The 13433-nt window shown below is 54.0% G+C and carries 9 protein-coding genes; all 9 read left to right on the top strand.

Annotated features, from left to right (window positions below; genetic code table 11):
• The first annotated feature begins 250 nt into the window (after nucleotides 1-250).
• The 9 genes from EDC14_RS25105 to EDC14_RS25065 all read left to right on the top strand — a co-directional run bounded on the left by EDC14_RS25105 (nucleotide 251) and on the right by EDC14_RS25065 (nucleotide 13425).
• The gene (locus EDC14_RS25105) at nucleotides 251-1768 is read left to right on the top strand and encodes a MarR family transcriptional regulator (protein WP_132017663.1); all 1518 of its coding nucleotides are present in this window, start codon (nucleotides 251-253) and stop codon (nucleotides 1766-1768) included.
• 247 nt (nucleotides 1769-2015) lie between these two features.
• Entirely contained in the window at nucleotides 2016-3191 is a 1176-nt protein-coding gene (locus EDC14_RS25100) for a DUF445 domain-containing protein (protein ID WP_132017661.1), read from the top strand.
• Nucleotides 3192-4340: 1149 nt separating this feature from the next.
• Nucleotides 4341-4844, top strand: a complete 504-nt coding sequence (gene nuoE / locus EDC14_RS25095; protein ID WP_132017659.1) for an NADH-quinone oxidoreductase subunit NuoE — start codon at nucleotides 4341-4343, stop codon at nucleotides 4842-4844.
• A gap of 35 nt (nucleotides 4845-4879) precedes the next feature.
• Entirely contained in the window at nucleotides 4880-7969 is a 3090-nt protein-coding gene (locus EDC14_RS25090; RefSeq protein ID WP_132017658.1) for an NADH-ubiquinone oxidoreductase-F iron-sulfur binding region domain-containing protein, read from the top strand.
• Nucleotide 7970: 1 nt separating this feature from the next.
• Nucleotides 7971-9776 carry an NADH-dependent [FeFe] hydrogenase, group A6 gene (locus EDC14_RS25085; RefSeq protein ID WP_132017657.1) on the top strand — a complete coding sequence of 602 codons (1806 nt, stop codon included), beginning with the start codon at nucleotides 7971-7973 and terminating at the stop codon, nucleotides 9774-9776.
• Nucleotides 9777-9782: 6 nt separating this feature from the next.
• Complete coding sequence (locus EDC14_RS25080) at nucleotides 9783-10214, top strand: CBS domain-containing protein (RefSeq protein ID WP_132017656.1); 432 nt, start codon at nucleotides 9783-9785, stop codon at nucleotides 10212-10214.
• 407 nt (nucleotides 10215-10621) lie between these two features.
• Nucleotides 10622-11650, top strand: a complete 1029-nt coding sequence (locus EDC14_RS25075) for a threonine aldolase family protein (protein ID WP_341540194.1) — start codon at nucleotides 10622-10624, stop codon at nucleotides 11648-11650.
• Between the two features lie 271 nt (nucleotides 11651-11921).
• A complete protein-coding gene (locus tag EDC14_RS25070) occupies nucleotides 11922-12683 on the top strand; it encodes a response regulator (protein ID WP_132017653.1) in 762 nt (253 codons plus the stop codon).
• Nucleotides 12684-12822: 139 nt separating this feature from the next.
• Nucleotides 12823-13425, top strand: coding sequence for a MarC family protein (locus EDC14_RS25065; RefSeq protein WP_132017651.1), 603 nt, complete (start codon nucleotides 12823-12825; stop codon nucleotides 13423-13425).
• Nucleotides 13426-13433: the final 8 nt, after the last annotated feature.

The raw sequence follows: 13433 nt of genomic DNA, 5'->3' as shown, positions 1-13433 counted from the left end.
CTGTTATGCATCATGTCCCGTAAGCCTTCCATGATGGATAAATTAAGGAATTTAATTCAACTTATTACCGCTGAAATAGGATGAAATAAATTCCGTTTTTATTCCATTTGCATTCGGCCTTAGGAATGCAAATCTCAGTTCAGAAATTTAGTTCATCCTATCCCGGCGAAGCCGGAACCAAAAAGGTAAAAAACAAGCCAATCACGAAATATTCAACAAAATGAGACTTCCTTTTTGGAGGTATAAGTAAATGTCCTCATTACTTGAAAGGTATCACAAACAAATTAGCGGAATTTTATCATGTTTCGACCGAATTACGATTACTGGTACATTGCCAGGAGTCTGCTATGCGTTTGGAATGGCCACATTTATCATGTCGAAGGGATACCGGATTTTTGATTACCCTCGTTTTGTTGAACCTCTCCGTGATGAACTTCGTGCGAATGCTGAACAACTTGCCAAGAGAAACAATCTAACGATCGAGTTCATTCGTTCCGCAAATAACTTCCGCAAGGAAGAACGTATTCAAGCCATCCTAAAAGAAAGGGGTGAGCATCCGGGTCTGGTTCATATTTTCTCCGCCATGGAAACGTGCGGTTCCTTTGCACCTCATTATGACAAGCTAACTCAACATACCGAACTTCGCTATAAGGAAGCCAAGTGTTTACACTATTACTTTTACTTTATTGACGAAGAATGGGGTCTCTGTTACTTACGGGTTCCTACCTGGGCTCCTTTTCGATTGCTATTCTACTGTAATGGTCATAACTGGCTCGCAGGTCAATTAAAGAAACAAGCGATTAGTTTCACTCAGCTGGATAATACGTTTAATCGGATGGACGACTGGTCAAAAGCCCAATCCATTGCCGACTCATTTCCCGTTCAATCCCTCCATCATGCACTGGATCGTTTCGCCAAAGAGTATTGTCCGGTGATCCACCATTTTTCTAACACTTATCATTGGAGTCTGTACCAAATCGAATACGCTACGGATATTGTTTTTAAAACCCAAAAGGATTTAGGTCCAATCTATGAAAATCTATCGCGTACTGCAATTCATACTGTCAAACCCGATCATATCGCCACCTTTCTTGGGCGAAAACTCGATGGACGTTTTAAAGATGAAATCGGCAATCAATTCCAAACCCGGATTCAAGGCACCTGTATTCATCATCATATGGGACCCGCCTCAATTAAGCTTTACGATAAATTCGGCCTGATCCTTCGGATTGAAACCACAGTCAATGACATTACTTTCTTTCGTAACCACCGGACGGTGGAACATCGCGACGGAACTTCCGAAGCCAAGGTTGCTCCCTTGCGGAAAAATATTTATAGCCTACCTTCATTACGTGAAATTCTCCTTTCCGCCAATTACCGTTACTTGGACTTCTTGTCGGATTTAGATGACCCAAGCGCTGGAATGCGAGATGTGGAGAACCTTACTCGTTCCGTTCGAAAAAACGGTCGTACTTATCGAGGGTTCAATCTCTTTAACCAGCTTGATCTTGACGCCATTATTACTCTTTTACGGGGAGAAGGTACGATTCGGGGCATTACCAACTCCATGATCCGACGTATTCTCACCCACCTGACAGGCACTCAAGTTTCTCGTTTACTCAAACGAATGCATTTGCATGGTTTGATTAAAAAAGTCGGCAAATCCTATCGCTATTACCTTACCAAATCCGGTAGAAGAGTTCTTCTTACTGCTCTTAAGCTCCGCCAGTTGGTTGTTATTCCGTCTCTTGCCGGTTTTTCTATCTAATTTTTTGCCACTTTTGAACTCAATTTCGTTTGTTAGATGGCCTATATAGTCAGATTTTTTAATAAAAAAGACGCAGCCCGGGAGGGAAATGTTCATATTGGCAGCATGTGGCAATTTCTTCCTCCCGGGCTGCGTCCTTCCTGGAATCTCCGTACCGGTAAAAAAGGATAATGGCGCTCGGCGGTAGAAATAGACTTTGAAACCATTTTCGGGGACATTTCGAATCCATCAAGAGGGAGTCTCAAAAATGGACGAGCGCGGTTTAAGTAAGTGGCAGGAGAACAAGGACCATCGCGGGGAAGCGGAGGATAACGGCCGCGCCGGCGGTTCCGGGGCAAGCCGCGGCTTCTGTCATAAATGGCTGGGACGGCTGGCGGAAGAGCTGCGCCGGTCCGGCGAGCCCGGCCGGGAAACTGCGGCCGGACATCAGTGCCCGGCCCATTGGGACACGTTTTCCCTGAAGTTTGCCAAGGTGTTGAACAGCCTGAACCGGCCCTTCTTTGGCCTGGGAATCGCCTTCATCACTTGGCTGATTGTCGAGGTCATCCTGGAGCGGTGGCTGCCGGCCGGGGATTTTCAACGGCTGAGCGCGGCGGTTCGCCCCTATACCAAGTATATCGGGCCGACCGTGGTCGGTTATTGGACCAACTGGCTGGCCATCAAGATGCTTTTTTATCCGCGCCGGCCCAACCGTCTATGGCAGGGCTTGATCCCGGCCCGGCGGAATGAATTGATCCGGAACCTGGCGGCCGGCATTCACGAGCGGCTCTTCTCGGCGGGAATCGTCCGGGAGTACTTGCAAAAAAGTCCGCTGCTGCAAGAACTGGCCTGCGCCACGGGGCGGGTCGTCGGCGACAGCGAATTCCGGGACGAATTGCGGGAACTTTGCCGGCGCTATTTGAAGGAACTGGTCCAGCGCGAGGAGACCCGGCAGGTTGTCCGTAGGGTGATCGGCGAGATCATCGAGAGCTGGGAAGCCCGCACCTTGCTGGAGAAACCGGCGGAGCTGACCAAACGCGTCTGGGGTCCCTGGGTCCAGGAACGGGTCGTGGATGCCTTGCCGTCGCTCCCGTATGCCATGGCGGACGTGCTCTCCGAGTACGAACAGTGGCTGGATGAGTTGCCGGCCGCGATCGCCCGCAATCAAGGGAATATCGAGGCGGCGGTTACCTCCGTCATCGAGCAGGGCTTGGAACTGCTGGATGTTCCGGGCATCCTCCATTGCCAACTCGCCAAACTGGACGAGCAAGAACTGGAACAGGCGCTGACCGGAAACGTCATGACCGAACTGGAATTCATCCAAACCTCGGGCGGGCTGTTCGGATTCCTCGTGGCCCTGGCCCTCGAATGTCCCCCGGCGCGACTGCCGATGCTGGCTGTGGGTTTCGGACTCTGGCTGCTTTACCGGCGGACGGTTCGTTGAGGTTTCTCAAACGCCAAAGTTCGCGCGGCCGCGTTCGAAGATCGAGCATTGGCATTGGGTTATTGGACAACATCATGGAGGGATTGAATGAGCATGTGCAGTAACTGAATGAGCATATGCGGTAACTGAATGAGCATATGCGGTAACTGAATGAGCATATGCGGTAACTGAATGAGCATATGCAGTAACTGAATGAGCATATGCAGTAACTGAATGAGCATGTGCGGTAACTGAGAGAACATTTTAAATAACGGAGAGAACATCCGGAGCGACTCCAGACGGATCTTCACGAACTCGATGGACCCAATTTGAATGTAGGCTTTGAATTGATGCTGCCAAGTCCGCTATTTCCCCGATAGCCGATCCCTGCCAATTATCATGAAATCCTGGTTTCAACCCTTCATTTGTCCAGTCTTTGAAAGCCATAGGATGCCAATCGGTATCGAATGTTCTAATATTTTCAGAATCTTAATATTCTATAATAGCGATAGTGAATAAGAAGAATGCCATGGTGATATTTACGATTTTTTCGACTATTTTGGTCTTTTTTGGACTTTTTATATTGTTGCAAACCGTTTTATTTTACTGTATTGTAATAAATAATTAACAAATTATTCATCGTTTTAAGCCCATAACATCATTGACCTTCCGCTAGCTCGTTTCATCTCCTGCTGTCACCCCGCAAAGGATAGAAAACTATCACCATGAAATATGCTTCTTTATGCGATGACTTTTTTCGAAATATCCGGGCTTTGCAATATATATAGTGGCCACAGGGCTTGTTAAGGTAATTATGCAATGCTCTGATCTGACAGGGTAAAGTCGTCACGTAGCACTTCTGACTGAGTGTAGCATGTTTATTAATCCACGCGTTGCAATAGATTCCTCGCTTGCCTTTATCATCAAGATGAAAAAGTTATAACTATCCCGGCGAATGATAGGCGGATTGCCATAATATCCGTTACTGAACCGGTTGCCTATCCTAGGAGAAATAGCGAGAGATAGGTTTTTTCCTCACAATCCGGCGGGTAATGCCATATTGGGGGATTTAGTCCCGTTTTTTGCGTAGGAAACAACCGGACGGCTTGAGCGCAGATGGCTTTGGAATCTTTCGACACTACCGATGCGGTATTTTTTTAAGGAGGTGCAATGAACGCGCAAATCAAAGAGAGTTGCAATTGCGGGCGGGAGAGCGAATCGGAAAAACTGGGCCGCGTCGTCGAGCTGATCGCGGAGTACCAGGGGCGGGAAGGCAGTCTGATCCAGCTGCTGCATCTGGCGCAAGGGATCTACGGCTACCTGCCCATGGAGGTATTGCGCCGGGTGGCCGAGGGGCTGGATATGCCGCTGTCACAGGTGACCGGGGTGGCCACCTTTTATTCCTTCTTCACCATGCAGCCGCGCGGCGAAAACACCATCCGGGTTTGCCTGGGGACCGCCTGCTACGTGCGGGGCGGCAAGCAGATCATCGCCAGGCTCCAGGAACTCCTGGGCATTGGGGTCGGCGCCACTACCGCCGATGGCAAATTTACGTTGGAAGTGATGCGTTGCATCGGCGCCTGCGGGCTGGCTCCGGCCATCACCATCAACGGCAAAGTCTTTAAGCAGGTCAACCCGGAGAAACTTCAGGCCATCATCGAGCAGTACTATTAATTAATGAATCGGCGGCGAGGTGAGTGAGATTGGACATGGTAACCATTCGAAGCAGGGACGATTTGAACCGGATCCAAGCGAACCAACTGGCGGAACAGGAGCATTGTCAATACCGGGTGCTGGTCTGTTCCGGGGCCGGGTGTATCTCATCCAACTGTCAAGCGGTGAAGGCGGCGCTTCTCAAAGCGCTGGCCGATCTGAACCTGACGGAACAGGTGGCGGTGGCGGAGACCGGTTGCATCGGCACTTGCGCCATCGGTCCGGTGATGGTGGTCATGCCGGACGAAGCGTTTTATACCAAGCTCAAACCGGAGGATATCCCGGCCATCGTCTACTCGCATCTCCGCGGCGGCAAGGTCAAGGTGAACCATACTTATTTTGATGCCCGGGCTGGCATCCATATCCCCTATCTGAAAGACATCCCCTACTTCAAACAGCAGGTCAAGATCGCGCTGCGCAATTGCGGCGGCATCGACTATGCCTCACTGGAGGAGTATATCGCGCGGGACGGCTACCAGGCTATTGCCAAAGCCTTGCAGGAGATGACTCCGGCCGGGGTGGTGGCGGAGGTGAAAGCATCGGGGCTGCGCGGCCGGGGCGGCGCCGGTTTCCCGACCGGGATCAAATGGGAGGCGGGGTTGAAAGCCGAAGGCGCGACGAAATATCTGGCCTGCAACGCCGATGAAGGGGATCCCGGCGCTTTCATGGACCGGAGCATTCTGGAGGGCGACCCCCACGCGGTGATCGAAGGCATGATGCTGGCCGGTTACGCCATCGGCGCCCAAAAGGGCTTCGTTTACGTGCGGGCTGAATACCCGTTGGCCATCGAGCGGCTGGACCTGGCGATCCGCAAGGCCCGTGCCGCCGGACTGCTGGGCGAGTCGATCCTGGGCAGCCGTTTCAACTTCGATCTGGAGATCCGGATCGGCGCCGGCGCTTTCGTCTGCGGCGAAGAGACGGCCCTGATGGCCTCGATCGAGGGGGAGCGGGGCGAGCCGCGCCAGAAGCCGCCGTTTCCCTTCCAGCGGGGCTTGTTCGGCATGCCCACGATCATCAATAACGTGGAGACCTTTGCCAATATTGCGCCGATCATTCTGAACGGCAGCGCCTGGTTCGCCGGATTCGGCACCGCCGGCAGCAAGGGGACCAAGGTGTTCGCCCTGGCCGGGGATATCAACAATACCGGCATCGTCGAAGTGCCGATGGGCGCCACCCTGGGGGAGATCCTTTTCAACATTGGCGGCGGAATCCCCCGCCGCAAGCAATTCAAAGCGGCGCAGACCGGCGGCCCGTCCGGCGGCTGCATCACCAAAGCCTATTTGAACACGGCCATCGATTACGACTCCCTGACCCGGTTGGGAACGATCATGGGTTCCGGCGGGTTGATCAGCATGGATGAAGATACTTGCATGGTCGACATGGCCCGGTACTTTATGGAGTTTGTCCAGGAGGAATCCTGCGGCAAGTGCGTGCCCTGCCGGCTGGGGACCAAGCGGATGCTGGAGATCCTGGAACGGATCACTCAGGGGAAAGGCAGGGAAGGCGATATCGAGTTGCTTGAGGAAGTGGGCTGGATTGTGAAGGAGACGGCCACCTGCGGCCTGGGGCAGAGCGCTCCCAATGCCATTTTGAGTACGATCAAGTACTTCCGCGAGGAATATGAGGAGCACATCAAGTATAAGCATTGCCGGGCCGGGGTTTGCGGCGATCTGTTCATCTCGCCCTGCCAGAACGCTTGCCCGGCCGGGGTCAATGTCCCGGGTTACATTGCCTTGATCGCCGCCGGACGGATGCGGGACGCCTATAATTTGATCCGCAAGGAGAATCCGTTCCCGGCGGTCTGCGGCCGGGTCTGCACCCATCCTTGCGAAAGCAAATGCCGCCGGGCCCAGCTGGATGAACCGCTCTCCATCTCCGATCTCAAACGATATGTCGCCGATTATGTCCTGCACAATGAAGAGCCCTACCTGGACCTGGTCTTTCCCAAAAAGGGCAAGAGCGTCGGGGTGATCGGGGCGGGGCCGTCCGGCCTGACCTGCGGCTACTACCTGGCCCGCCTGGGCTATGAGATTGACGTCTACGAGGCGCAGCCGGTGGCGGGCGGGATCCTGTCCTTCGGCATTCCCGAATACCGCTTGCCCGAAGCCGTGCTGCAGCACGAGATCAAACTGATCGAACAGGTCGGAGTGAAGATTCATTTACAGACCGAGGTGGGCAAGGACCTCTCCTTCGCCGAACTCCGGCAGAGACATGATGCGGTATATGTGGCCACCGGGACGCAGTTCTCCAACAAGATTCAGATCCCGGGCGAGGATCTGCCCGGCGTTTATCATGGCTTGGATTTCCTGCGCGATATCCATCTCGGCAAGGATGTCACGGTGGGCGAGAAGGTGGTGGTGATCGGCGGCGGCAACACGGCGATCGATGCGGCCCGGGTCGCGCTGCGGTCGGGCGCCCAAGCGGTGACCATCCTCTATCGCCGCGTCATCGAGGATATGCCCGCCGAGGAGCGGGAGATCCAAGACGCGCTGGCCGAGGGAGTCGCAATTATCCCGTTGGCCGCGCCGGTCCGGTTCGAAGGGGCCGAACGGGTCGCCGCCATCGAATGCGTGCGGATGGAATTAGGCGAGTTTGACTCCGACGGGCGGCGCAGGCCCAAACCCATCCCCGGGTCCGAATTCACGCTGCCGGCGGATATGGTCATTCCGGCGGTCAGCCAGTATTCGGATCTGCCCTTCATCGCCAAAGAGGAGGTGGAAGTGACCCAGTGGGGTACTTTTGTGACGGATAGGGATACGCTGATGACCAAGTTGCCCGGGGTCTTCGCCGGAGGCGACGTCGCCCGGGGGTCCGATACCGTTATCACCGCGATCGCCGACGGTAAAAATGCCGCCAAGGCCATTGACCGTTACTTGGGCGGCAAAGGCGATCTCAACACCGGGGAGACCATCGAGATCCCCGCGCCGTCCGACGAAAAGGAACTGATTGAGCATGAACGATTCCCCATGAAGTATCTCGATCCCGAAGAACGGAAGAACCATTTCGAGGAAGTGGCCGTCGGATTTCATAAGCTGAACGCGATCGCCGAATCCATGCGCTGTCTGCGCTGCGACAGGAGGGCTTGACATGGTCAATCTGACGATCAATCGTAAACCGGTGGCCGTCCCGGAGGGCACCACCATCTTTGAAGCAGCCAGACAAAACAACATCCTGATCCCGCATTTTTGCTACTTGGAAGGGGTCCACCAGATCGGTTCCTGCCGGATCTGCGTGGTCGAGGTGGAAGGGGCCAAAACGCTCCAAGCCTCCTGTATGGTCACGGCGCAAGAGGGAATGGTGGTCCATACTCATACCGAGAAGGTCAGAAAGGCCCGCCAGATTCTGTACGAATTGATGTTGTCCGATCATCCCCGCGACTGTTTGAGCTGCGGCCGCAACCAGAATTGCGAGTTTCAAAAACTGGGGGAATTGCTCCAGATCAGCGATCTCCGGTTTGAAGGAGAGCGCTCGCATACGGCGGTGGATACCTCCTCGCCGTCGATTGTCCGGGATACCGCCAAATGCATTCTGTGCCGGCGCTGCGTCACGATTTGCAATCAGATCCAGGGCGTGGGCGTGCTGAACGCCCAAAAGCGAGGCTTTAAAACCGTGATCGGGCCGGCGGCCGATCTTCCCTTGAACTCGGCTGACTGCGCTTTTTGCGGCCAGTGCACCACGGTCTGCCCGGTGGGGGCGCTGCAGGAGAAGGATTCGACCCAACCGGTTTGGCGGGCGTTATTCGCGCCGGACAAACGGGTGATTATCCAAACCGCCCCGGCCATCCGGGCCGCCCTGGGCGAGGAGTTCGGCCTTGAGCCGGGAACGCTGGTCACCGGGAAAATGATCACCGCGCTGCGGGAGATGGGATTCGACGCCGTGTTCGACACCAATTTCGCGGCCGATCTGACGATTATCGAAGAAGGTCACGAACTGCTGGCCCGAATCAGCGACGCTTGCCATGGGAAACCGGCTGAGTTGCCGATGGTGACCAGTTGCAGCCCGGGATGGATCAAATATATCGAACATCGCTTTCCCCAGAAGTTGGGCCATCTGTCGACCTGCAAATCGCCGCATATGATGCTGGGAGCGCTCGTCAAATCGTTTTACGCCGCCCGCAGCGGGGTCGCACCCCAAGATCTGTTCGTCGTATCGGTAATGCCCTGCACCGCCAAGAAATTTGAGATCACCCGGCCGGAGCTGGCGAACGATGGTTACCCCAATGTCGACGCGGTGTTGACCACCAGAGAGCTGGCGAAGATGATCAAGGACGCCGGGATTGATTTTGAGAAATTGGCTGACGGGCAGTTTGACGATCCGTTGGGTCTCTCCACGGGAGCGGCCGATATCTTTGCCACGAGCGGCGGCGTCATGGAAGCGGCTTTGCGGACCGTGCACGAAGTGGTGACCGGCAGGGAATTGCCCTTCGACGGACTGCGCATCACTCCGCTCAGCGGATTAAGTTCAATCAAAACGGCAGAAATCACCATCACCGATCCGCTGGAAGCCTATGATTTCTTAAACGGGGTTACCCTCAAAGTGGCGGTCACCAGCGGGCTCTCGGGGGCCAGAAAACTGATGGAGCAGGTTGCCCAAGGGGAGTCGCCCTATCATTTCATTGAAGTGATGGGCTGCCCCGGCGGATGCATCAGCGGCGGCGGGCAACCCCGGCCCACCAACAACGCCATCCGTCAAAAGCGAATGGCAGCCATCTATCAGGAAGATGAGGGGAAGGAGCTGCGCAAGTCGCACCAAAATCCATTCATCACGCGCTTGTACCAAGAATACCTGGAAAAACCGCTGGGGCATAAATCCCACGAGTTGCTGCATACCCATTATACGGCACGGGGCAGTTTTGCTGATCTACTGGAAAAAAATAATAAAGACAGGGGGTAAGCCAAAATGAAAGTCGCCGATCTTTTGAAAAGCAAAGGACAGACGGTTATCACCACGACTCCCGATGAAGCGCTGGCGGTGGCGCTGGGCCGCTTGATCGAACACAAGATTGGAGCCTTGGTCGTGTGCGACGACGTTAAGATTGTCGGGATTATTTCGGAACGCGATGTTTTGCAGCTGATCTATCAAGACCGCAATGCTTTGGATACCAAAAAGGTTAAGGATTGTATGACCACCAATTTAATCGTGGCGATCCCCGACGACGATCTGAATTATGTAATGGGGATCATGACCCAGAACCGGATCCGCCACTTGCCGATCGTTACCAAGCAAGGCATCGTCGGGATCGTCTCTATCGGGGATATCGTCAAACATAAACTGCAGGAGGTAGAGATCGTCAACCGCTATTTGGAGGAATATATCTATGGCCGGATGTAGGACACCGGACCGCCTTCCTTGTGTTTGCCGTCGTTCCTGAGACGCAACTTCCGCGCAATGCTTCCTATGGCATGAGGATCAGCCGAAGAATGCCTTTCCGTAGTTTGATTATTCCGGAAAGGCATTCTTATTTTGGGTGGATGTTAATGTTTCATGTCAAACAATTTGGGAGAGGAATTCTTAAAAATTACGCCAATTTAATAGATAAGTTGAACTAAATTCCGCTTCGTTTTATTTACATTCGGCTTTGCTATGCAAACGGCTTTGTTAAAGGTCGTTGCATTAGGAATGCAAATCTTAGTTAAGAATTTATTTTCATCCTATATAGATGCCAAAAAAATAATCATCTGCTGATTTGATGGTCGTTTAGTCTTAATTTGCGTTGAGGAGGAGTTATTTTGCGACAGGTGGATCTGCGGAGCGATACGGTAACCCAACCCACCCCGGAGATGCGGGAGGCGATGTACCGCGCCGAAGTGGGTGATGACGTCTATGGCGAAGATCCGACCGTGCGCCGGCTGGAAGAGGCGGCAGCCGCCAAGCTCGGATTTGAGTCGGCTCTGTTTGTGGCCAGCGGAACCATGGGCAATCTGGTGGCTTTGTTGACCCAGACCGGGCGGGGCGATGAAGTATTTCTGGAAGCTGAGAGTCATATCTACTATTACGAGGTCGGGGGGATTGCGGCGCTGGCCGGCGCTACGCCCCGCCTGATCCCCGGCGACTGGGGTATCATCACGCCGGAATCGCTCCGCAAGTACTGCCGCTCCACGAACATTCATTACCCCAACCCGGCTTTGCTATGCCTGGAAAACACCCATAACCGGGGCGGTGGCGCGGTGTACACGCCCTCGCAGACGGCGGCGCTCATGGGATGCGCCCGGGAGTTGGGACTCAGAGTGCATATCGACGGGGCCCGCATCTTCAATGCGGCGGTGGCTTGCGGTTGTGATGTCCGCGAGTTGGTCCGGGGGGCCGATACCGTTCAATTCTGCCTTTCCAAGGGATTGGGAGCGCCCATGGGTTCAGTGGTCGTGGGCTCGCGGGAACTGATCGAGCGGGCCCGCAAGTGGCGGAAAATGGTAGGTGGCGGTTTCCGGCAGATCGGAATCATGGCCGCCGCCGGCTTGGTGGCTTTAGAAAAAACGGTCAACCGCTTGGCTGAGGATCACCAGTTGGCGCGGCAGCTTGCCGTCGGCCTTGCAGAAATCCCGTTCATCCGGATCCAACCGGAGCGGGTTCAGACCAATATTATTGTTTTCGAGGTCGACGAAGCCCGGATATCCGTGGAGTCATTGCTGGCCCGGCTGCAGGAGGCGGGGATCAAGGCCAACTCCAGCGGCGGCCCGGCAGTCCGGTTCGTCACTCACAAAGACATTCAGGCGGCGGATATTGACTACGTTCTGCGAACGATTGCGGCGATTCCGGTTGCCGAATGATGACGGCGCAGTAAGGAAGGGCCGGGCCTTGCTTTGGGGGAGCATAGCCCGGTATCTGTCGCCGGAGCTGAGGGCGTTGTATAAGTTGAATTCAATTTCAAATAAGCACCATGTCCAGTGGGCCATGATGGAAAAATGAAGGGATTTGATTCAACTTATTTACCGCTGGAATAGGATGAAATAAACTCCGCTTTGATTTTTGGCATTCGGCCTTACGATGCAAATCTGCGTGAAGAAATTTATTTCATCCTAATATTAGGAGGCAGCAGAATTGGTTTCCAAGCTAAAGATCTTGATCATCGATGATTCCTCGATCGGCCGGATCGCCGTCAAACAAGCCCTCCGGCAGGCAGAATTCGAACTGACGGAGTTGGAAAGCGCCGAGCCGTTCTTTCGTTATCCCAACCAGTACAAGGACGTGGATCTGTTGATCATCGACATTTCCTTGCCCGGCATGGACGGACTCACTGCGCTGGAGAAGATCCGCGCTGAAGAACAATGGCCGAACCTGCCGGTAATCGTACTGACCAGCCGTTCGGACCCGGAGAGCGTCGGAAGGGCCTTGCGAGCCCACGCCAATGACTACATCGTGAAGCCTTTTTCCGGTAAGGTCTTGCTATCCAAGGTGCACCGGACTCTAGAGTATAAAAGGCAAAATTGGCCGGATCCGGAGATGGTACTTCAGACCAGTAACGAGATCAAACGCGCCGAACGCGGTGGGACCTCTTTATCGGCCCTGGGCGTCCGAATGCTCAATCCCAGAGATCATCTCTCGAACCCCTGGGATATCCACAATCTGCGCGAACAACTGCGAATGCGGCTGCGGGAGATCGATACCGTCTATTGTAACGGCCGCGACATCTTGGTGTTGTTGCCGTTTACCGATGGGTCCGGGGCCGAGATTGTTGCCCAAAAGATCCGGGAGATTCTTTTTCCCGAGATTAAAATGATAATTGCCGCTTACCCCGCCCATGGCCGCAATGCGCAGCAGCTGTTGTACAACTTAAAACAAAAACTCTATCCGGCGGAATAACCCGGCATTCTCGCGAGCCATCTTGGGTCCTTCGGAATCGAGCGGGCGTGTTTTACCGCGGTTTTGAGGGCAGTCCGGGCGATGCCGTCTTTCATGCGGACACCGATCGTTCATTGAAAATTTAGCAACAGGAGTCGTTATGGAAACTCAGTTTATTAATATCTATATCAAATTTTTCTTCTTACTGACCCCTTTTTTTCTTTTATCGACCTTTTTGTCGATGACCCGGGACATGAACATCGCTGCCCGGAAAAAACTCTCGGTAAAAGTGACTGCCGCGGTGATCATCATTTGTATCATTATCTTTTTGATCGGCGATTATATCTTTCAGTGGTTCGGGATTACGTTGAACTCCTTCCGGATCGGAACCGGGGTATTGCTGATTCTTTCAGCGATTTCACTGGTTATGGGGACCGACGCTTATCCGGCCAAGGATGGTGCCGAAGATATTTCCGTGGTACCGCTGGCGATCCCGGTAACGGTCGGCCCGGCAACAACCGGGGCGCTGCTGGTGATGGGAGTGGAGCTGCAGCGCGTCTGGGAGCGGGTGATCGGGATTTCCGCATTATGCGCCGCAGTTTTGAGCGTGGGGATGTTACTTTACTTGAGCGGTTCGGTGGAGCGTTTTGTCAAAAAGCAAGGATTGACCATCTTGAGTAAGATAACCGGACTGATCCTGGCGGCACTGGCGGCGCAGATGATCATGACCGGTGTGCAGGGCTTTTTGGGAAAGGTGCAATAACGGCGGCT

The sequence above is a fragment of the Hydrogenispora ethanolica genome (genome assembly GCF_004340685.1).
Taxonomy (GTDB): domain Bacteria; phylum Bacillota; class UBA4882; order UBA8346; family UBA8346; genus Hydrogenispora; species Hydrogenispora ethanolica.
Note: the sequence above shows the minus strand (reverse complement) of the source record. Positions and strands in the feature narration are given on the sequence as shown.

What these genes read in the sequence shown, in the direction of transcription:
- EDC14_RS25105 (WP_132017663.1), top strand. Translation starts at nt 251, where the DNA reads ATGTCCTCATTACTTGAAAGGTATCACAAACAAATTAGCGGAATTTTA.
- EDC14_RS25100 (WP_132017661.1), top strand. Translation starts at nt 2,016, where the DNA reads ATGGACGAGCGCGGTTTAAGTAAGTGGCAGGAGAACAAGGACCATCGC.
- nuoE (WP_132017659.1), top strand. Translation starts at nt 4,341, where the DNA reads ATGAACGCGCAAATCAAAGAGAGTTGCAATTGCGGGCGGGAGAGCGAA.
- EDC14_RS25090 (WP_132017658.1), top strand. Translation starts at nt 4,880, where the DNA reads ATGGTAACCATTCGAAGCAGGGACGATTTGAACCGGATCCAAGCGAAC.
- EDC14_RS25085 (WP_132017657.1), top strand. Translation starts at nt 7,971, where the DNA reads ATGGTCAATCTGACGATCAATCGTAAACCGGTGGCCGTCCCGGAGGGC.
- EDC14_RS25080 (WP_132017656.1), top strand. Translation starts at nt 9,783, where the DNA reads ATGAAAGTCGCCGATCTTTTGAAAAGCAAAGGACAGACGGTTATCACC.
- EDC14_RS25065 (WP_132017651.1), top strand. Translation starts at nt 12,823, where the DNA reads ATGGAAACTCAGTTTATTAATATCTATATCAAATTTTTCTTCTTACTG.